This window comes from Edwardsiella ictaluri ATCC 33202, assembly GCF_000264785.1.
GTDB classification, from domain to species: Bacteria; Pseudomonadota; Gammaproteobacteria; order Enterobacterales; family Enterobacteriaceae; genus Edwardsiella; species Edwardsiella ictaluri.
The window spans coordinates 95,903-116,480 of record NZ_AFJI01000100.1; the positions used below are offsets into that span (position 1 = coordinate 95,903).

General features: G+C 48.6%; 20 protein-coding genes, 1 other RNA gene and 3 pseudogenes. 13 read left to right on the top strand and 11 right to left on the bottom strand.

From position 1 onward, the window contains the following. Positions 1 to 77: 77 nt before the first annotated feature. On the bottom strand, positions 78 to 602 hold the full coding sequence (locus EIEH_RS15220; protein ID WP_015872329.1) for a Dps family protein: 525 nt from the start codon (positions 600 to 602) through the stop codon (positions 78 to 80). A gap of 154 nt (positions 603 to 756) precedes the next feature. Next, positions 757 to 1,635 (bottom strand): LysR substrate-binding domain-containing protein, encoded by an 879-nt coding sequence (locus EIEH_RS15225; RefSeq protein ID WP_015872328.1) that lies wholly within the window; start codon positions 1,633 to 1,635, stop codon positions 757 to 759. Positions 1,636 to 1,742: 107 nt separating this feature from the next. Here EIEH_RS15225 and EIEH_RS15230 point away from each other — a divergent pair, with 107 nt between their 5' ends. Then, positions 1,743 to 2,735, top strand: coding sequence for a TDT family transporter (locus EIEH_RS15230; protein ID WP_015872327.1), 993 nt, complete (start codon positions 1,743 to 1,745; stop codon positions 2,733 to 2,735). A gap of 299 nt (positions 2,736 to 3,034) precedes the next feature. Here the strand turns inward: EIEH_RS15230 and EIEH_RS18050 are convergent, their stop codons facing one another. Together EIEH_RS18050 and uilS are read right to left on the bottom strand one after the other, a co-directional pair. Continuing rightward, entirely contained in the window at positions 3,035 to 3,412 is a 378-nt protein-coding gene (locus EIEH_RS18050; protein ID WP_071525745.1) for a transposase, read from the bottom strand. A 136-nt stretch (positions 3,413 to 3,548) separates the two neighbouring features. Next, the gene (gene uilS, locus EIEH_RS15235) at positions 3,549 to 4,409 is read right to left on the bottom strand and encodes a UilS family quorum-quenching N-acyl-homoserine lactonase (RefSeq protein WP_015872325.1); all 861 of its coding nucleotides are present in this window, start codon (positions 4,407 to 4,409) and stop codon (positions 3,549 to 3,551) included. A 441-nt stretch (positions 4,410 to 4,850) separates the two neighbouring features. Between uilS and EIEH_RS15240 the strand changes: the two genes are divergently transcribed. Beyond that, positions 4,851 to 5,576 (top strand): ribonuclease T2 family protein, encoded by a 726-nt coding sequence (locus tag EIEH_RS15240; RefSeq protein WP_015872324.1) that lies wholly within the window; start codon positions 4,851 to 4,853, stop codon positions 5,574 to 5,576. Between the two features lie 350 nt (positions 5,577 to 5,926). Here EIEH_RS15240 and EIEH_RS18055 read toward each other — a convergent pair. Next, positions 5,927 to 6,245 (bottom strand): annotated as a pseudogene (locus tag EIEH_RS18055) (IS1 family transposase); the annotation flags it as partial. A gap of 477 nt (positions 6,246 to 6,722) precedes the next feature. Here EIEH_RS18055 and EIEH_RS15245 point away from each other — a divergent pair. Then, positions 6,723 to 8,018, top strand: coding sequence for an L-cysteine desulfidase family protein (locus tag EIEH_RS15245; protein WP_015872321.1), 1,296 nt, complete (start codon positions 6,723 to 6,725; stop codon positions 8,016 to 8,018). 154 nt (positions 8,019 to 8,172) lie between these two features. Further along, positions 8,173 to 8,361: a Rid family hydrolase gene (locus EIEH_RS19990; protein ID WP_256594395.1), complete on the top strand. Its 189-nt coding sequence runs from the start codon at positions 8,173 to 8,175 to the stop codon at positions 8,359 to 8,361. A 127-nt stretch (positions 8,362 to 8,488) separates the two neighbouring features. On the opposite strand, the gene EIEH_RS15255 is transcribed toward EIEH_RS19990, so the two are convergent. After that, positions 8,489 to 8,785 carry a YciI family protein gene (locus EIEH_RS15255; RefSeq protein WP_015872318.1) on the bottom strand — a complete coding sequence of 99 codons (297 nt, stop codon included), beginning with the start codon at positions 8,783 to 8,785 and terminating at the stop codon, positions 8,489 to 8,491. 832 nt (positions 8,786 to 9,617) lie between these two features. Between EIEH_RS15255 and EIEH_RS19140 the strand changes: the two genes are divergently transcribed. The 7 genes and pseudogenes from EIEH_RS19140 (at position 9,618) to EIEH_RS19400 (ending at position 15,480) form a co-directional block, all read left to right on the top strand. Continuing rightward, entirely contained in the window at positions 9,618 to 10,346 is a 729-nt protein-coding gene (locus EIEH_RS19140; protein WP_133175606.1) for a glycosyltransferase, read from the top strand. 18 nt (positions 10,347 to 10,364) lie between these two features. Then, the gene (locus tag EIEH_RS15260) at positions 10,365 to 11,675 is read left to right on the top strand and encodes a radical SAM/SPASM domain-containing protein (protein WP_015872315.1); all 1,311 of its coding nucleotides are present in this window, start codon (positions 10,365 to 10,367) and stop codon (positions 11,673 to 11,675) included. A gap of 55 nt (positions 11,676 to 11,730) precedes the next feature. Then, entirely contained in the window at positions 11,731 to 11,892 is a 162-nt protein-coding gene (locus tag EIEH_RS19320) for a hypothetical protein (RefSeq protein WP_015872314.1), read from the top strand. Positions 11,893 to 11,980: 88 nt separating this feature from the next. Next, positions 11,981 to 13,801, top strand: coding sequence for an ABC transporter ATP-binding protein (locus EIEH_RS15265; RefSeq protein WP_015872313.1), 1,821 nt, complete (start codon positions 11,981 to 11,983; stop codon positions 13,799 to 13,801). A gap of 13 nt (positions 13,802 to 13,814) precedes the next feature. Further along, positions 13,815 to 15,014 carry a S8 family serine peptidase gene (locus EIEH_RS18065; protein ID WP_081490054.1) on the top strand — a complete coding sequence of 400 codons (1,200 nt, stop codon included), beginning with the start codon at positions 13,815 to 13,817 and terminating at the stop codon, positions 15,012 to 15,014. Positions 15,015 to 15,101: 87 nt separating this feature from the next. Beyond that, positions 15,102 to 15,293: pseudogene (locus EIEH_RS18070) on the top strand (ogr/Delta-like zinc finger family protein). A 16-nt stretch (positions 15,294 to 15,309) separates the two neighbouring features. After that, the gene (locus EIEH_RS19400) at positions 15,310 to 15,480 is read left to right on the top strand and encodes a hypothetical protein (protein ID WP_015872310.1); all 171 of its coding nucleotides are present in this window, start codon (positions 15,310 to 15,312) and stop codon (positions 15,478 to 15,480) included. Here EIEH_RS19400 and EIEH_RS15275 read toward each other — a convergent pair. The 3 genes and pseudogenes from EIEH_RS15275 to smpB all read right to left on the bottom strand — a co-directional run. Next, positions 15,415 to 16,343, bottom strand: a pseudogene (locus EIEH_RS15275) (phage integrase central domain-containing protein); the annotation flags it as partial. The gene EIEH_RS19400 and the pseudogene EIEH_RS15275 sit on opposite strands and share 66 nt — an antisense overlap. Before the next feature lie 194 nt (positions 16,344 to 16,537). After that, positions 16,538 to 16,901, bottom strand: a transfer-messenger RNA (tmRNA) gene (ssrA, locus tag EIEH_RS18075). A 48-nt stretch (positions 16,902 to 16,949) separates the two neighbouring features. After that, a complete protein-coding gene (smpB, locus tag EIEH_RS15280; protein WP_015872308.1) occupies positions 16,950 to 17,432 on the bottom strand; it encodes an SsrA-binding protein SmpB in 483 nt (160 codons plus the stop codon). A 153-nt stretch (positions 17,433 to 17,585) separates the two neighbouring features. Between smpB and EIEH_RS15285 the strand changes: the two genes are divergently transcribed. Continuing rightward, complete coding sequence (locus tag EIEH_RS15285) at positions 17,586 to 18,020, top strand: type II toxin-antitoxin system RatA family toxin (RefSeq protein ID WP_015872307.1); 435 nt, start codon at positions 17,586 to 17,588, stop codon at positions 18,018 to 18,020. Continuing rightward, entirely contained in the window at positions 18,013 to 18,297 is a 285-nt protein-coding gene (locus tag EIEH_RS15290) for an RnfH family protein (protein ID WP_035610137.1), read from the top strand. The genes EIEH_RS15285 and EIEH_RS15290 overlap by 8 nt, the downstream gene beginning before the upstream one ends. A 37-nt stretch (positions 18,298 to 18,334) precedes the next feature. On the opposite strand, the gene bamE is transcribed toward EIEH_RS15290, so the two are convergent. After that, complete coding sequence (bamE, locus tag EIEH_RS15295) at positions 18,335 to 18,685, bottom strand: outer membrane protein assembly factor BamE (protein WP_015872305.1); 351 nt, start codon at positions 18,683 to 18,685, stop codon at positions 18,335 to 18,337. A gap of 167 nt (positions 18,686 to 18,852) precedes the next feature. Further along, positions 18,853 to 20,514, bottom strand: a complete 1,662-nt coding sequence (gene recN, locus EIEH_RS15300; protein ID WP_015872304.1) for a DNA repair protein RecN — start codon at positions 20,512 to 20,514, stop codon at positions 18,853 to 18,855. Positions 20,515 to 20,578 lie beyond the last annotated feature (64 nt).

A 20,578-nucleotide genomic window follows, 5' to 3' on the forward strand; every position in this document is an offset into this window, starting at 1 on the left:
ACGCTGTACCCTACGAGAAAGTACCGCACAGGAAAACGGCGCCGCAGAGGGCGCCGTGATAGCGACAATAGACGATCTTATGCGTGGCGGCAGGCTTCAAACAGGAACCAGACACGGCGTTCGGTTTCGTCGATCCAGTTTTCGATCAGGCTGGCGCTGGAGATGTCGTGATACTCATCGCAGACCGCATGGGCAGCGCGTAACTCAGCGGAGACCTGTTTGTTGTCTTCACACAGTTCGGCCAGCATGTCGATGGGATCGACATACTCAGCATCGTTATCCTTAATACGTTGCATCCGGGAGATTTCGCCGATGGAATGCAGGGTATTACCGCCAACTTTACGTACGCGTTCAGCAATATCATCGGTCATGGCAAACAGCTGTGCGCTTTGCTCGTCCAGCAGCAGATGGTAGTCACGGAAATGTGGACCACTCATATGCCAGTGGAAATTCTTGGTTTTCAGGTAAAGGGCAAAAATGTCGGCCAGCAGTGCATTCATTGCTGCGCTGATTGCTTTGGTTGCTTCATGGCCCAGATCGGTTGGCGTGGCCAGAGGAAGGCGTTGGCGTGCTTGGACGTCGCTTTTTTTAACCGTGCTCATCTTGATCTCCTTAGAATTAGATAATCAAAGCAGCAGTAGTGCTCAGTACCGGTGCAGTATAGATCATTCAACGTCAGTATGGATTTATTTGTAATACAAAGAGCTTCAGGCAGATGCGGCCAGTAATCGTTACACGGGTGTAGGGCGCGCGGACCTAAGCGGACCAATGACGACAAAATTCTAGCCATAGATTCAGGGTGGGGGAGATATACTTGCTGCGCTGCAGGCACAGGGAGAAGCGGCGGCTAAAGCGCTGCTCGCAGGGGAGAATACAGAACTGCCCGGCATACAGCGGCTGCTCCAGCATGCGGCGGGAAATGAAGGTAATACCCAGATTGTTTTTGACACAGGCCAGGATGGCATCAAAGGCGTCCAGCGATAGCCCCACCTGTGGATTATCCAGGTGGGGCGCCATCTGGTGGTCAAAGAATGCCCGGCTGGCTGAACCTGCCTCGCGCAGCAGCCAGCGTTCCAGGCTGAGCTGTGTATAGCTTAGCGGGCCCCGTCCGGCCAGCGGGTGTTCAAGGCTCGCGACCACTACCATCTCATCCTCCAGCCATGGCTGGCAGATTAATGCCGGGTCGGTAACCGGCCCCTCCAGCAGCGCCACATCCAGCTCAAATCCGGCCACCATGCCGGCAATACCTTGGGTATTGGCGATGATCGGCAGAGGGAGCCAGCCGTAGCGCAGCTGGAATGCGCCGAGCAGCTCCGGCAGCAGATAGCTGCCAATGGTCTTGGTGCAGCCGACCATCAGCCGGGTGTCGCCGTTGCCGTTGTTGAACAGGCCCTCCACTCCCTGCATCCGGGTCAGCAGCTCGTCGGCCACCGGCAGTAGGCGTTGTCCTTCATGGTTCAGCAGCAGGCGGGCGTGCTGGCGCTCAAACAGCCGCACTCCAAGCTGGTTTTCCAACTCACTCAGGGTTTGCGAAAGGGCTCCCTTGGTCATAAACAGCAGCGATGCCGCCTGGGTCAGGGTTCCACTGCGGGCAATGGCAACAAAGACGCGCAGCTGTTTGAAGGTGATGTTCATTGTTTAGTTTTCCTAAACCAGATGTAATAAATTTATTGATTTTTTAAATAATATCCTGTGGCTATAGTATGCGCCATAGAAACAATGAAAAAAGTAGAGGTGTTCAGGTGTTAAGATTAATTCATCGCAAAGTTCGCAGCATGCCGACGCCGGCGGCTGGATTGGCTCTGGGTATTGCCAGCATTGGCTGGGGGCTGGAAAATGCATTGCCGCTGCACGGCGTCGGGCAGAATATTGGCGCATTGATCGCCGCAGCGATCCTGCTGGCGTTGACCGCCCGATTTATTTTTCATCCCGACACCCTGATGCAGGATATTAAGCACCCTGTGGTAGGCAGCATCGTGCCGACCTTTGCCATGGCGACAATGGTGGTATCCGTGGCCGTAGGTCACTATTTTCCCCGTGTAGGGCAGGGGCTGTGGTTGGCTGCGGTAGTGGTGCACCTAATCGCGCTGGCGCTGTTTTTATTCCATCGCGCCCGTGAACCACGTATGCACCATATGGTGCCGAGCTGGTTCGTGCCACCGGTCGGTATCATCGTTGCCGATGTCTGCTGTCCTGGCGCGGCTTTTATTCCGTTCGCCCAGGTTCTGCTGGTGATAGGGATGGTCAGCTACCTAATCATGCTGCCGCTGATGATTTACCGCTTCATGTTCTGCAATGAGGTGCCGGATGCAGCGAAGCCGACGATCGCCATTATGGCCGCTCCGGCAAGCCTCTCTCTGGCCGGTTACCTGACCGTCGTTCAGCAGCCATCATTGCTGATTTGCGCCATTCTGCTAGGGATCGCCCTGTTGATGACGGTGGTGATTTACTGCTCCTTCTTCCGTCTGCTGCAGCTGCCGTTCAGCCCGGGTTATGCAGCTTTTACTTTCCCGATGGCTATCGGCGCTACCGCGCTGTACAAGATGTCCCATCTGGTTGCCCAGTATCCGGGAGCGGGGGACTACGCGACGCAGCTTCACCTGATGGCGACGGTAGAGGTGGCGGTTGCCACGGTGATCATCGCCTATGTCGCCCTGCGTTATGCCCACAATTACTGGCTGCCGGTTCTGCGCCTTACCAGCAAGGACGATACAACGTTTAACAACGTGGCTTAAAGTGAGGGATATCACATGAAGAGCAGCAGCATTAACGTCGTACCCTTAATGGCCATCGTCCGATTTACCGGCTGTGCAGTTTGAGCTTTGTTTCTTTAAGACTGTGATGATTCTGTAAGTGTTCTGTCGTATTCCCCGGCTACTGCGCCGGGGTTTTTTATCGCTTTCCACGTCCACAGCATCGCCCCAGCTTTTCTATAGTAATAAAGCGAGATCCTCCCGATATCCTGAAGGAGAAAGGCCGTAAATGACTGCGCGTTGCAGCTGGCGCATTCCTTTGGGCAGGACGCGGTGCTGCTTTATATTTCACAGAACCAGAGCATTGGTGCAGATAAGGCCGTACTGTCGGTGACTCTGCCCCAAAATCCTGCGCCACACCCTGCGTCTGTCAGCCCCATGCTGTCAACCGGCAGCATCGATGACCCGATGTGAGATGTCACCAAGGGTGGATGTTGTAAAATTGAGTCAACCAAGCCCTGGAATGAAAGATGGAGCACGCACTTCACCATCAGGAGCGTGGTGATAGCCATATCGGTGTCATGACGCGGTCGATCACGACTTGCAGGCGCCCATGCGGCCATGGCAGATTTATCAGGCCAGACGGCCAGTGAACCACGCTGCCTGAGGGCTTTGTCGTATGCTGGCTCGTTGGTGATTTTAAACGTTTGCTTTGCCACAGGAGACCTGATGTCGTGAGGATGCTAGTGATCTGATCCGGAGCTCCGCTCAAAGTGTGATTTATTCAACAAGACTCAACGGGAACGCCTTACCACCGGGCGGCGGTAAGGCCGTTTTGTTGGGCTGCTGAGGCACTTACAGATGGTCGTTAAACCATGCCAGCTGCTCGGCGATAGAGCGATAGAAATGCTCGCCATCATACATATCGTAATGGTGCGCCCCCTCTTCGACATACAGTCGCTTGGTAGCGGCACCCGCGGCGGTAAACAGAGCGATCCCCTGCTGTGGCGGATTTACCGTATCCTGTTCTGCCACCACCACCAGCGTGGGGCTCTGCACTTGCGCCGCATAACGCGCCGGCTGATAACGAACGGTTTCCAGTACTGTCAGAAAGGGAATTTTGATATCCATCTGTGGATAACGCAGCCGATAGTCGGCAAAGAAGGCTTTGGACTCCTCGTCGCTCAGAACCCGCGTAACAGCCACCATCATCTCTTTACCGCTGGCGCTCTTTTTCTCCTCCATCCGCAGCAGAGAGGCGATAAAGGTATCCTTCTCCTCTTTCGTCATATGCCCGGTAACCATTGACTCACCGTCAGCAAAGGCCAGCTGGCTCACAATACACTTTACCCGGACATCACCGGCAGCAGCAGCAAAGACATGACAGCCGCCAAATGAGGTGCCCCACAGGCCAATGCGCTCGGCATCGATAGCCGACTGGGCCACGGCCCAATCAATCACGCTCGTAATATCCGCAGTTTGCATAGAGGGAACCAGGCGACCACGCTCTCCCGCACTGGCACCGAATCCGCGATAATCAAAGGTCAGTGCAGAGAATCCAGCCTGCGCAAAGGTTTCCGCAAACGCAGGTAATAGTGCTTGCTGTATACCACAAAATCCATGACATAAAATAATCACCGGAGAAGCGGTAATCTCAGAGGGATGATACCAGGTCAGGGCGATACCGTTAGGCAAGGTATGGGTTGATATTTGCATTATCAGACGCGATCCATTTTTTATTAGGAATGCTACTATCTGCCAAAATACAATAGGTGTTCAAGAAAAATAGAATAAGTGCTATGGCATCGTTTAGTTCTTGTTGATGATTAGGCTAAAATAGCAGGATAAAATCTATCTTTGCTAAAGATCACGGTAAGTGCATCACATCGATATTCTTAGTTTTAGACATCCCATTACTAAATAATATATTGCAGAAATGTGCATGGCTCTTGAGTATTGATATCGAAAATTTTTATTTTTACGCAATAATTAAGATTTACGCCAAGTCTTGCCGTCTCCGTTGAGATTGGGTTTTATTTTTAGTGTTAGTATGTACGCTATGATTCTATCAAGGCGTGGAGGATTCGATCGCGTGAGAGCCTGCGCCCCGCTATACCCAAAATACGCTATACGGCTATCTGACGGAGGGCGACGACTGTGCTACGAATTAAATATTATCTGTTACTGATCCTACTCTGCTTGTCCGGCTCTCTGTATGCGCTGGATAAAGATGAGCAGGATCTCCCAGGCTTGCCCAGCGGCGCCTACGACTACCTGGTTTACGCCGTCACTTGGCAGCCCACGTTTTGTCTGCTGAATCCGGCTGCACCGGGTTGTAAAGCCTACCGGGCCGACTTTTATACCCATGGGATCTGGCCCTATTTTCTCTCTACCGAGCAGAGCGCTAACCGTCATCCCTCCAACTGTATTCAGTCACCCGGCTGCCCTACGGGCAGCCGTTGCACATTGTTACCTGAGGTGATGGACTCCCTGCTGAAGAATACGGCGTTCCGAAAAATTGTCAGCGCCCAGCCCGAAGGGCTGATGAAGCACGAGTGGAGTAAACACGGTACCTGCCTAGGCAGCGATCAGCGGGAGTATTTTACCCGCTTTATACAGCTGAGATCGACGGTGAAATATGATGATAAATTCAAAAAACACATGGGGCAATCCGTCTCTCTGCATACTCTGCGCACCTGGTTCCCAGATAACGTTCGCTTCCGCTGTACAACCCACGGCGACAAGCACTATTTTTTTGAGGCATTTTATCTACTGGATAAACATGGCATGCCAGATAACCGTGATACCAGGCTACAGATAGGTGAACCCTGCCCGTTAGATGCTATCTGGATCCCCGCTCCGCAGTCGCTCGATGCACGCTAAGAGGTACCGATCCCCATAACGCCACGCCGGACGACACCGGCGTGGAATACTCTTCAGCGCAGGGCGGCCTGTATGTCGTAGCCCAGGCACCCTTGCACCAGTAGCTGCACCCGCACGCTCCAATGACACGATGACAGCACTCAGCCACAGCAATATTCCCCTGCATAATATCGCTACAGGACGTTATTGAATCAATAAATTTTATGCTGTTAGCTCAATGTAGTGGCTAACCCCAGCGCCAAAAAATGAAGTAGTTGTAACGTGTAGGGAAACACGCCTCTTGAAACCCTGAGTTTTTCCACCAAACACAGATCCAGCAAACAGCATGATTCACTTTTATTAAACAAATCCCATTGCTCATCGAGTTCGTAGATAAGCGCCACATCTTCATGAGCAACCGGGTATGATGTTATTGACTTTGGTACGAGTATTTAAAGTGCGAATGACGGTGCTAATGTCGATTTTGGGCGTCCTTGCCGTATCCAGGGCACCGCCTCCTTTGAATACCATACTCTTTGACTCCGGACGTACGGGCCTCATAGGTATAATTGAGCGGGAATAGTGGGTAGCAATCACGACAGCGAAACCGGTCACGACCTTTAGGGCTCTGACGTGGCGGTAAACCTGAGCAGACTGACAATCGGAACAATGAACGTTAACGCTGGCCATGAGAAAACCTTAATAGTGGGAATTGTACGCCAACTTTAATTAGTTGAAGGTATTACCTGTGCTTTGTTATCACTGTTGCCTAATTTTATTTTTAAAATAATGTTCAATATTTTTATGAGTGTATTTGAATGTCCATTCGCGCGTAAATGGTTTGACGCAGCTCGCTGTGATTTTTTGTTTCATGGCGGCACCTTGATGAAAATTATTTGCTGTGTTTCATCTTAAAGGGGAAAAATTTTCTCTTGGCGAAGTGTGATGTAATGTGCTAAAAATTTGAAATTGGTAATCAATACAGCTTTTAATCCAAATGAAATCAATGGGTTGGTTTTGCTATTGTCTGTTTTTTTCTGTTTTTAATAATGGTGTGCTTTTTCTTTTTATTGCCAATAATCGGTGTGATTATGGAAAGTTATTTCCTGTGGATTCCTATAGAGTATTTATCAGTGAATTTGCTTTTTACTCTTGATGGACATAACAATGACTACGTCTACTACAGCGCTACCGTTATTCGTTCAATGGCTGAAAAAAGAGGTTGCGCCGGCGCTGGGTTGTACTGAGCCGGTCGCCGTCGCCTATGCGGCTGCCTATGCCCAGCGGCTCTTGGGGGAGTCGGTTGAGACCATTAACGGCACCATCTCTGAAAATTTGTATAAAAACGCGATGGGGGTAACCATCCCCGGTACTACCTGCTGTGGGGTTAATCTGGCAGCGGCCATCGGTGCCCTCGGGGGGGATGCCAGTCGTGGCCTGGAAACCTTAAAAGGGATCGACGATACGTGCGTTGAACAGGCGAAAACGATGGTTGCCTGCGGTAGGGTTAATATCGGTGCTGTTGATACCGAGGACTTTATCCATCTGGATTTGACCCTGTGCAGCGAGCATAACGAGTGCCGTATCGTGGTGGATGGCAGTCATACCAACGTGACCGAACTGTACCTGAACGGTGAGGCCGTCGCTGTGGAGAAATCGCGCGGCAAGGAGGATACAGCGGGTGAGCTGCCGCTGTTTACGCTGCGTGAAGCCTTTGATTATGTTAATCAGGCACCGTTTGATGAACTGGCGTTTATTCTGCAGGCCGCTGAACTTAACGGTACCCTGTCGGAGGCTGGCAAAGCTCAGCCCTATGGCCTGAACATTAACCAGACGCTCTCTGCCGCCATTGATGAGGGGATGATGAGCGATTCGCTGATGACCCGGGTGCAGATCGACACCGTGGCTGCCTCTGATGCCCGTATGGGCGGCGCACCGCTTCCGGCCATGTCTAACTTTGGCTCAGGTAATCAGGGGATTGCTGCGACTATGCCGGTCGTTACGGTGGCTCGCCACCTCAAGGTTAACGATGAAGAGTTGGCCCGTGCGCTGGCGCTCTCCCATCTGGTAGCAATCTCGATTCATGCGCGCTATACCCGTCTGTCCGCACTGTGCGCCGCCTCTACGGCTGCTATGGGTTCGGCAGCCGGTATGGCCTGGCTGTTTACCCACAGCTTCCAGGCGATTGGGCAGGCGATTACCAACATGATCAGCGATGTCAGCGGTATTATCTGCGACGGCGCCTCTAACAGCTGTGCGATGAAAGTCTCCACGACCACCATGAGCGCCTTCAAATCGGTGCTTATGGCGCGCCAAAACCACTGCGCCGGTAAAAATGACGGTATCGTAGCTCACGATGTGGAAGAGTCGATTCAGAATCTGTGCCGTCTGGTAATAAAACCGATGCGTTTCACCGATAAAGAAATCATTAGCATCATGACACAAAAACAATTGAAAAATTAGCGCAGAAAAATGGATGTCAATATGGAAAGCAAACAATACTCAGTCGGATAGAGATGATTTTCCGTTTTACGTCGGTGCGGGAATGAGCATATGGCAGAGTACGGTTTGCTCCTGCATTGTTATCACCGGATCGACGTAGATGCTGGCGCTTAATATGATTAAAAACGGATCCTCGATAGGAGATATCATATTAACTACATTGATTATTAACCTGCATCAACGCAGCCTATGGGGTATTTTCACGGATCACGGCGTTCCGTTTCCGGCGCGCTCCTGCGTCGAGGTTGCCCGTCTGCCGAAGGATACCCTGATCGGGATCGAGGCTATCGCCTTGTATCGATAATTCTCCGGCTACCAACCAGTGGATTATGTCTCCATATCGCCAAACGCCACCTGTCGGTGGCGCTGTTTATGGGAAAGCAGAGGCCGCCCTGTCAGTACAGTCAACGACGACAATCGGAGCGAGGCATCTATGCCAACAGCCCCCGGATCGTATCGGCGCAGCGGCTGGCCTCAAAGGGGATGATCTCGGACGCGACCAGCCCATGCTGCTGAAAGGGATCGCGCTGCAGTCTGGCCTGCAGGGCCTCCAGCGTATCGCTGCGTGCCAGGATCACTCCGCCGCTGCGCGGAATACGTCGTCCAGAGGTCAGGAAAACCCCCTCATCATAGCCCTGATTCAGCCACTCGATATGCGCCGCCATCTGCGCATCGATTTCGGACAGGGGTTTAATATAGGTCAACACCACAACGTAAATGACGCTCATAGTTTTATCCACCGATGAAGAAAAGATGCGCCGAATAGGCCTCGGCCGCAGATGATGCCTTTATTCGGCCCTGCCGCCGTATTCGGCGAACGGGTTAATGCTGTGTGACGCTATCACGCTGGCAAGGGTAGGTAAAGGGGGGAAAGGTACCATGGGGTGAGATGGGCGGCTCTTTGAACCTCACGTATTCAATGCATTATAGCGTTAATCTTTGATGTTAACTTAACCTGTTTGAATATTGTCTGATTGAAGTGGGGTTACTCAAGTTATTATTTCTCCATGTTATATAAACGGTATTTTTGTAATGAGCTGTAGCGCACCGGCGGTATAACCGAAGCCGCCTGCAGGGTATCGAAAAGTCCAGACATCCATCCCCGAGCGCCCCCCTGCGAGCGCCAATGAAGCGTTGAAGCGTCACATAACGGCCAACGTCATGCCATCGAAATTGTGCTGCGTGGATTACCGGCAGCGCGGCACCTGACGTCGCGTCAGGTGAGAGCGCCTTCCCGCTGAACGAGATGGAAGGCCGGTGGCGGGAGATAAGGAAGGCGCTATTGCGCCACCCAGCGATGGCAACGGTATCAGCCTATATCATAGGGCTACAGCCCCATCCGTACTTTTTGGCAGAGAGGCGCGAGTCAGTTTTGCTGTAATAGATTTATATGGGTTATTTTTTTTGCTTGTCACATAAGATTGGTTTTATTTTCAATCGCTGCTTAATGAGTTCACGCCAAATGTTTTGGTATGGATTACAAAATATAGAGCTGGATCACTTTTATACGTTGTTCAATAGAGTTATATGGTGACGTTGGGGTGATTGTCTGGAGATATAATGAGTGGGGTTGGTATTATTTGCACTACGTGTAGTGAGGAGTTAGCTATTGCATTGGCAACGATTAGTAACTCAATCAACTCAAGATATGTATTATGTGCCATCATAGTTGTGACAGATATATCATACGATAGTGAGTTTATTCTAAATGATAAGATTATTATATACACGAGGAATTATGGACGAGGGTTTGATATTAGTGTGACTGATGGTGGGTATGATCAAGTATCGGCTCGAAATTTTGCGATACAAGCCATAGAGCAACGAGGTGATATTGAATGGATTCTACAGCATGACGCTGATGATTTTTATGCTGTAAATGGCTATGAATACATAGTCAACCATTTTTATAAATATGATGCTGTAGTGTGTTCATGCTTTACTGTGAAAAATAATCCTTATGATATATGCTCAGCAAAAAATAAGGTATATCAATTAAATGAAGGCGTAGTATTGTATGATCCCCATGTTAGAATTTGGAGACGGAGTTTATGTGTTAGATACATAGAGTCTGAATCAGTGAGATGTTTTTTTAAAAATACAACTCGCCATTGCGGGATATGTTTCCCGCATAATATAAGCGTTGGTGTCAATGCATCAATATGGCACTTTCATTTACATGCCTTATTAAATAAAAGGCATACTGAAAAGATACAGCGATATGACTCTATTAAGAAAAATATCCCTAAAGAACTCATTACATTTATTTATGATTTGAATCTTAAATAAACTCATCGAGGATTTTTTATGGAGACGCTAATCAATACGGAAATGTATTTCTTTGATGGGAATGATGGTTTTTTCTATATTCATTTTCCTGTGCGAGGTTATGCAGTAAAAACAAACCACAATAACATTGACGTTCTTTATAAATTAAAAAATAAAGTCCCTCTTGATGGCGTTGAGGAAAAAAGCATACTGGTTATTAATTTAAAGAGCAAAGGATTGATCGGTGAGGCGGGGCGGTTAGATGAGATAAATAAGAATGTTATAGAGTTTAAACCAGTAGAGGCTACGTTATTATTAACTGAAAATTGTAATTTATCATGTAATTACTGCTATGCGAGAGCATCTCAAGTCTCCACCTACCCGGCGATGACTAAAGGTATTGCAAAAATTGCTGTTGATTTTATAGTTGAGAATGCTAAATCACATAAACACAAGTGTGCTGAGTTTAGATTTCTTGGTGGTGGCGAGCCAACGACTGAATGGGATCTTCTTGTTTGGATTACTAACTATATAAAGTTTAAGTCTAATGAGACAGGTGTTAAACACTGGATAAGGCTTATAACTAATGGTATTGCATTATCTAAAAATAAAATCAGATGGCTATCTGAAAATATTCAATATGTCACTTTATCATGCGATATCTTGCCTGATCTACAAATGAGCAGAGCATTTCCAAATGGAAAAAACTCACATGGTCGTGTTATGCATAGTGCTAAAGTCATATCTCAATATAATATCCCCTGTCATTTCAGGACAACCATTTCCATTGCTGGATCTGACCGTATGAAGGAAATGGTTGAATATACGAATAAATACACCAACATTAAGGCAATACGCTTTGAGCCAATCGCAGATATAGGTCGAGCTAGTGATAATAAGATGGTGCTCCCGCGTCAGCAGGATTTTGTTAATAATTTCATTGATGCTTATAAACTAGGGAGGCGTTATGGAATACTAGTAACTTGTAAAATGATGACTAATATATGGAGAAGATCTAGGCGGTTTTGTAATGTGGAGTTTTCTGTAACATCTAATGGAAGCATTGTTGGATGTCATAGGTATAGCATAAATAATGGTTTTGAGTATGATCTTTTCCATATAGGCAATATTACACAGGATAAAATTGAGCTTAACCTAATGAAGGTGGAGGAGATTAAAAATATTGATGTTTCCTATTTTTCAGAGTGTAAATACTGTTTTGCCAAATGGAGTTGTGCATCAGGATGTTTATCTGCACGACTTAATAATGGCGAGATAAATAAAAAAAGCTCTATCTGTTATATTACTAAAGAGTTGCTGAAATTTAGTATCAAAGAAGCATTGAGTTGATGTGGCTACATCGAGTTCAGTCATTGTCATTTATTCAATAATAAAGAGGTGTTAAATGAATGTTGAATATATTGAAAGCATAGAGAAAAATGATATTAGTGAAAAAACAACTGAGGATGAAGTTAAGTTCATATCAATTGAAGAGGATGAGACGGAGGGGAATTTTGATTTTCTTTGCTGTAGGGGAGGTGTTGGGATGGGAGGGTTTGGATGGTAACACGTTATTTATGCTGTAACTATATAGTATATTAATGATGTTCTATGTTGTTATTAATATTGAATAATAATATCAGGTGTTTATATAAATGATGCGGCGTATATTTAAATACTTTGAGGGGTTGCTGGAGCCATTTTTAGAATCCGATAATGATGCGTTAAAGCAACGGTTGACTATTTGTTATTTCTTAGCAAAGATTAAGTGGCTGATCTGCATAATAGGTATGTTAGGCCTTGTGAAATCTATTGTTGATATTGTCATTATATACTCTGTTGGATTAATTATTGATATGATGGGCAAATCAACAATAAGGTTTTCCGTATTTCTATCATTAGATCAGCTGCTTTTTTTTGTATTCCTTATGTGTGCTATCGTTAGGCCAATCTTGTCATTTGTTATTGGATTATTTTGCGATCAGACAATTAGAGCAAAATTTATCCCAATGGTTCGTTGGGCTCTCTATATCAGAGCTATGGAGAATGAACTTGATTGGTTTAAACGAGAGCATGCAGGTAAAATATCATCAGCAATATGGCAATCAGGTCAGGCGATTGGCGAAGTGTTATTAACCTCTTTGCAAGTTATTTGGTCAAATTGCGTGTATATATGTATTGCTATTGCTTATCTAAGCTATCTTGATCTCTACTTTGGTGTGTCAATTATTTTTTGGATATTTGTATATATATCGATTTCTTTAAAGTATGCCCGTAAAATAAAGTCTAGTTCTAGTCTATCCGCAAAGGCATCAAATATTATAAATGGACATTTTGTCGATACATTTTCTAATATTTACATAGTAAAAGCATTGTCCGCAAATAGTAATAACAATCGTTTTTTATCTAGACAGTTTAGTGTGTTTATTTCTAAAACAGTTGTTTTCCTGAGGTGGATTACGGTATCAGAGACGTTACAGGTTATAATTAGTTCTATTGGTATAGTAGTAATAAGTGTATTAGCTGTTGCTGCATGGAGGGCGAATGCGATCTCTGTTGGAGAGATATCTGTTATTTTTAGTCTAGTTTTTAGATTGGAGACACTTCTATTTAACTTGATGTCGCAAATTACTAGTGTAATGCGATCGATAGGAGTTTTTCAGACAGCAATTAATTTTATACAACATGATGATAGGATGCTAAAAAATACTGATCCAGTAGGGTGTCTGGATACAAATGGAGGTATTGTTTTCAAAAATGTCGTTTTTGGCTATGAAATAGATAATCCAATAATAAAAGGAATAAACTTACATATACGGCAGGGAGAAAAAGTAGCGATTGTTGGCAGTTCTGGCGCTGGGAAATCAACGCTAATTAATTTGTTGCTCAGGCTTTATGAGCCAGATAATGGTTCTATATATTTAAATGGAGTTGATATACGTGATTTTGACAAAGGTGACTTGAGGAGTAATTTCAGCATAGTAAGCCAGGACAATACGTTGTTCAATAGAACAATTTATGAAAATATTACATTTGGCTGTGCTGGTGCATCTAATAATGATATATTCCAAGCCGCCAAGAAATCAAGATCGTTGAGATTTATTGTTAATGCCTTTGATGGTAAGAATAAAGGTATCTGTGCACTTGTCGGTGCTCATGGCGCCAAGCTTTCTGTGGGGCAGCGTCAACGTCTATCACTCTGTAGGGCGATATTAAGAAACTCTCCTATTTTTATATTTGATGAAGCGACATCATCACTTGATTCAATCACTGAGGAGAGTATCAAACTATCAATTGATAAGGATATGGAGGAGAAAACGGTTATTATTATTGCACACAGATTATCTACCATAATGGATGTAGATCGTATTATTGTTTTACACAATGGTATTGTTATTGAGCAGGGGACGCACAGTGAACTTATTGAGCATAAAAATATATATTATCATCTTTGGAGGCTTCAGGCTAGTTTATAATAAAGGAGTGTGTATGGACTTTAATAGTAATGCGAAATACCATGCACAATGGCATTTACATGGCGGTGGTTTTGGATATTGTAATGTGAAAAATATTGGTGCATGGGAGTTATTGGATGGATATGGTGACGATAGTGTTGTTATCGGTTTCGCTGATGATGGCTGTCTTCTCTCTGCTGTTGATGCTGATTATAGTAATAAGTTTATCGCCGCAGCTTTTTTTGATGGTAATAAATTAGTAACGGGGACACCAAGACGATTATTTAATAATATGTATCTTAGTGGTTTTAGACATGGTACTGCATTAGCCAGTATTATTGCATCCCCGTTATCATTAACCCTTCCTTTAGGTGTTGCTCCTGGATGTCGACTTCTTCCAATTCGTTGGGGATTCAATAATGGATTTTCTATAACCCAAGATGGTTTTCAACAAATGCTTTTATTTGTGTCAGATAAAATTGATGTGTTTGTTAACTGTTGGTCAAGGTTACCTATTATGAATTTTAATGAAGAGACTGTAAGTATGATTAGGACTCTTGAGCGAAGTGGTGGGCGCAGGGGAAAAGGTATATTATTTATATGGGCTGCTGGTAACTCAGGATGTCCAATTGATTACTATTCAGATACATCTGTTGTTTTTGATGGTATAGTAAAAGATGACGGTTTTTTTTATGATGGTAGGGCATCAAAATATTTTCATCATAGCCTGGTAAATATTGATAATGTACTGATGGTTTCATCAGTCGACTGTTATGGGAAAAGATCGCATTATTCATGTTATGGCTCTGGGATATCTATATGCGCACCTTCTAATAATAAACATCGCTTTGGGGCTAAACTATATTCTGAAAAAGGCTTAACCACACGTTCCGCTGATTTTACTGGTATGACTAATAATTTTAAAGGAACCTCTGGCTCTGCTGCAATAGTTGGTGGTGTGGCAGGATTGGTCATTAGTGCAAATAAAAATCTCTATGCCACAGATGTTGCATCAATAATAAAATCAACAGCGTCAAAGCATCTGAATTTTTCATCTTACCCAACCACAATATTTTCTTGTGGAAAACATAAAGCAATACGGTTCAGTGATGGTGTTGTATCTGAATATATTCGCGGAGAATTTGATGGGCAAGGATGGAGCCCTTGGTTTGGATATGGACTGGTAAATTCATGTGATGCGGTGAAATATGCTATAACTAAGAGCCTATCTTAATAGGACGTTACTCCAAACGATCAGAGGCTTTGCTAAATAAATCGAACTTTTGGCCGCACGGCGGCCCACGTTCGCACCAGCCGCTATATGTCTGAGAGCGTCAAAGAAAGTTACCTGCAGTGCCAGAATGTGCCCTGCTCGGCGACATTTAAAACGCATGAGTCCATATTTGAAGTGATACGTTAGCCGGTCGTCGATGAAAAAACCGCGCCGGTGCCGACAGCCTCCGTTGCGCCCCGTCGGGTAAAAGGCTGCTACAGCTCGCCGCTCCGCCACTAATCAGGAGAGACAACCCGTGACCACCCTGACCTTACAGCAGGCCTCTGAAGCCTGTCAGACGAACAAAACCGCGTGGCCGGGATCTCAAAAAATGCATGGAACTAAAACGGGTCTATTTACAATTCCTGCTGGGAAAAACATGTTCTCGGTGAGCGCTGATTGGTTTCATCACATCCAGTATATCTAACGCCTGTGGCGATAAAGGAACAATGTGCTCACGCTTGGCCTTCATCCTTTCTGCTGGAATGGTCCAGAGCTTTTTATTGAGATCGATCTCTGCCCATCGTGCGCCTGAAGCCTCTGAAGGGCGAACGAGCGTCAGGAGTTGCCACTCAATAAGACAGCGAGTCGGAACAGACAGATTTGACATGACTAGCGAACGCATCAGCTTAGGCAATTCTTCTGCCGCAGGGTTGGCATGCTTTGCTTTTTGGGTTTTTCAAAAGCCATTCTTACGCCGGATGATGGGTTAGCATCAATTAGCCCAGTGTTGACCGCATAGATCATTATTTCATTGATACGCTGTACTAAGCGTCTAACAGTCTCCAGAGCACCGCGCGCTTTTATTGGCTCCAGTGCTTCGACAATCGTTCTAGCTTTAAGATCCTGCACTGGTATTGCTCCGATCGCAGGGAACACGTCTTTATCTAGTGAGCGCCAAATGTCTTTCCCATAATCCTCGGTGACGGTTCTGCTTTTAATCTGGAACCAGTTAGCGGCCACAGTTGAAAAAATGCTATCCAGCTCAATCTGACGTTGTTCTGACGCTTGCTCCTGCTGTTGTTGAGGATCTATGCCTTGCGCGAGGGTTGTTAAATGCTGGTCGCGTATCTGGCGAGCTGCTGCGAGCGTAAGGGCAGGGTATGAGCCGAGGCTTAAGTTTGTTCGGCTTCCACTTATTGGACGTTGGTAACGGAAACGCCACAGTTTTTTACCAGAGGTTTTGACGAGTAAGAACAAGCCATCGCCATCATGCAGGGTAAAGTCTTTCTCGCGGGGTTTAGCTTTGAGGATCTCGTTGTTAGTGAGGGGGCGAGTGATGCGCGCCATCTCTGGATCCCATCCATAATTGGTACACGTTTAATGGACCACAGTATAGCGTATACCTAAACGTATACCAATAATCACCGGATTGAGCCATATGTACTCGGACAACGACAGACGCAAAAAAGCCCGCACGGCTTGCGCCGTGCGGGCTCTTAGGACTTCATCGGATGACTCTGGTAATCACCGATGGAGAATTTTGGTGGACCTGGCGGGAGTTGAACCCGCGTCCGAAATTACTACGCTGTCGGTACTACATGCTTAGTCTGGTCTTTACATTCGCTTGCCAGCTGCGGACAGACACGCCACTAACAAACTAGCCTGATTGGATTTAACGCTTCACCCCCAGGCAGGAGCTCCACGCGATCTCTTTTGGGTTTGACCTCTCTTGATCCCCGTCCTAAGAGCGGAGGCTAGGGAGAGAGGGCTCTGCGCAGGTTATTAAGCTGCGAGTGCGTAGTTTTCGTCGTTTGCGACTATTTTTTTGCGGCTTTTTACGAGGCAAACCGCCCCTCGGCATGCACCTTGAGTTTCGCAAATCCCGTCGAATCCAGAATCAGGCCCAAGTGTGTAGGCGGCAGTATACCAGAGTTTACTGCCGCTGCGCCAGCGTTAGCGGTTGGCGTTTTTCATAATTCGCGCTTTGTCCTGCTTCCATTCGCGGGTTTTGATGTCGTCGCGTTTGTCGTGCTCTTTCTTACCCTTAGCCACACCGATCTTCAGCTTGGCCCAGGCGTTCTTCCAGTACAGCGACAGCGGGACGATGGTGTAGCCGTCGCGGTTGGCGCTGCCGAACAGGCTCGCCAGCTCGCGCTCTTTGAGCAGCAGCTTGCGGGTGCGCGTCGGATCGCACACCACGTGGCTGGAGGCCACGTTCAGCGGGGTAAAGGTGGCGCCAAACAGAAACGCCTCGCCGTTTTGCAGCAAAATATAGCTTTCACTGATGTTGGCCTTGCCGGCCCGCAGGGATTTGACCTCCCAGCCTTGCAGCGACAGCCCGGCCTCGAACTCTTCTTCAATGAAGTAGTCGTGGCGCGCGCGCTTGTTCATGGCAATGGTTGCCGAACCCGGTTTGTATGCTTTTTTCTTTGTCATAGTAGCGTCATTATACTGTTACGAGCGGCGAATGAATACTTTTTGCCGGGAATGGCCACGGATCCCTGGACGGCATCCAGTGTGCGTAAGCCAATTCTCTCTGTCTAGCAATAAATGGTATTATGCCTCGGTTTATGTTGTCCGGGAATTAATATGCCGCAGATTAGCCGTTCCGCGCTGGTGCCGTTCAGCGCGCAGCAGATGTACCAGTTGGTCAACGACGTTGATGCCTATCCAGCCTTTTTGCCGGGCTGTGTCGGCAGCCGGGTGCTGGAGAGTTCGCCGCAGAGCATGACCGCTTCGGTCGATGTCTGTAAGGCGGGGATCAGTAAAACCTTTACTACCCGCAATACGCTGTCGGACAACCGTAATATTAAGATGCAGCTGATCGAGGGGCCATTTCGCCGCCTGATGGGGGACTGGTGCTTTACTCCTCTGGGGGAGGGGGCCTGTAAGGTGGAGCTGCATCTGGATTTTGAGTTTACCAATAAGCTGGTTGAGCTGGCCTTTGGCAAGATATTTAAGGAGTTGGCTGGCAGTATGGTGCAGGCGTTTACCCTGCGGGCTAAAGAGGTTTACCGTGTCTGAGATGAGCATCGAGGTGGTGTACGCACTGCCGGAAAAACAGTATCTGCATCGCCTGACTCTGCCGCAGGGCAGCAGCGTTGGGCAGGCTATTGAGCGCTCCGGGCTGCTGGCGCAGCGCAGCGAGATCGATCTGGGTAAGAATAAGGTGGGGGTTTTCAGTCGCCCGGTGCGTCTGGAGGATCCGCTGCGTGACGGAGACCGGGTGGAGATCTATCGCCCTCTGATCGCCGATCCGCGTGAGTTGCGGCGCCAGCGCGCTGAGCGGGCAAAAAAATAAGGCGCTATGGGCGCCTTATTTTTACTGCCGTTAATACTTATGCGTTGCTGCCATCCGGCAGTTTCTTGGTGTTTTCAATGTTGGTCAGCACACCGCTAGCGTTAAAGGTCAGGGTCAGGGTCTGCTGGGTTATCCCCTCGTGGCTCGGCTCCTGGCGGAATACGTAGTACCATGTGCTGCTGCCGAAGGGATCCTGTAACAGTGGGGTACCCAGGGTATAGGCGACCTGCTGTTGCGTCATGCCACGGTGGATTTTGGCAACGTCGGTCGCCGTCAGATAATTGCCCTGGTTGATATCAGGGCGGTAAACCACTTTTTCCACGGTGGCGCAGCCTGCGGTTAGCATAACCAAGACCACGGCAGCGGCAGTCAGCATTTTACAACGCATAGTTAATTCATTCCTTTTGGACACAAAGCCAGGGTAGCTGCGGCACGACTCTGCATCTTGGTGCAGGATCTTCTGGGCGTCGAGATTACCACGCCGACGGGAGTATAGGCAACGGCGCGGGGAATTGGTTCCCGGATTATGCGTTTTTCCCGCACCGTCGGCGGTTCTCAGGCGGTCAGCAGTTCGCGGGCGTTAGCCAGGGTGTTACGGGTGACCTCACTGCCGCCCAGCAGACGCGCCAGCTCCTGCAGCCGCGCCTTTTTATTCAGTGCCCGCATGCGGGTTTCGGTCTCTTCGCCGTCGGTCTCTTTGCTGACGTAGTAGTGCTGGTGCCCATAGCCGGCCACCTGCGGCAGATGGGTCACACACATCACTTGGGTCGATTCACCCAGCTGGCGTAGCAGGCGCCCGACGATGGCGGCGGTCGCTCCGCTGATGCCGACGTCCACTTCATCAAAGATCAGCGCAGGGGTATCCATCTTCTGGGCAGTGATCACCTGAATGGCCAGCGCGATGCGCGATAGTTCACCGCCGGAGGCTACTTTGCCCAGCGGTTGCAGCGGCTGGCCAGGGTTGGTGGTGACACGGAATTCGATGCGATCGGCGCCGTCGACGGTCAGCGCATCGGGAGTAAAGGTAACGTCGATGGCAAATCTGCCGTGGGGCATGGCCAGCTCCTGCATGCGGGCGCTGATCTGGCCGCACAGCTCTGCAGCACAGGCGCTGCGCTGCTGGTGCAGGCGCTGTGCCAGGCTGAGCGCCTGCTGATGGTGCTGGCGCACGGTGTCCTCAAGCTGGGCTTCATCATCCTGCTGACGATCCAGCGCGTGCAGTTCTTCCAGCAGCTGCTGATGAAGCTGCGGCAGCTGCTCCGGCGCCACCTGATGCTTGCGCGCCAGCGCGATCTGGCGCGACAGGCGCTGCTCCAGCTGCTGCAGGCGGGCGGGATCCATCTCAATGCTATCGCCGTAGTGGCGTAGCTCGTTGCCGGCTTCGTCGATCTGGATCGCCGCCTCCTCCAGCATCTCCAGCAGCGGGGCAAAGCGCGCGTCGTAGCTGATAAGCTCGCCCAGGCTGTGGCGCGCGCTGTGTACCAGGCTCAGGGCGTTGCCGTCGTCGCCGTCGCAGAGCGCCGCCAGGATCTGCTGGCTCAGGCTGAGCAGCTGGCCGCTGTTGGCCTGGCGCTTGTACTCCTCGTCGATCTGTTCGTACTCGCCGGGCTGCGGTGCAAACTCATTCAGCTCTTTTAGCTGGTACTGCAGCAGCTCGCGGCGCGCCTCGCGATCGCTGATCTGGCGGCGATGGTCGGCCAGCAGGCGCACGCTGTGGTGCCATTGGCGGTAGGCAGCCCGCATCTCGTGCAGCAGGGTGTGCTGCTGCCCGTAGGCATCCAGCAGGTGGCGCTGGTGCTCCGGCTTCAGCAGCAGCTGGTGCGCGTGCTGACCGTGGATTTGGATCAGCAGTTGCCCGAGATCGCGCAGCTGGGACAGGGGAACCGCGGTACCGTTGATAAAGCCGCGTGAACGTCCGTCGGCGCTGATCACCCGGCGCAGCAGGCATTCGTTGCTGTCGTCGAGCTGGTTGGACTCCAGCCAGGCGCGGGCAGAGGGGGTATCGGCCAGCGAGAAGCGGGCGCAGATATCGGCGCGCGGCATATTCATGCGTACCATAGCGGCTTCGCTGCGCCCCCCCAGACACAGGGTCAGGGCATCGATGGCGATGGATTTCCCGGCACCGGTTTCACCGGTAATGGCGGTCATTCCGCGCTGGAAGTCGACTTCCAGTTCACGGACGATGGCAAAGTTGGCGACGGTCAGCTGCGTCAGCATGGGTATTCCCCTGTACGGAATCACACTACTGTATTTAATGCCAGTATAAACTGGTTTTTTATCC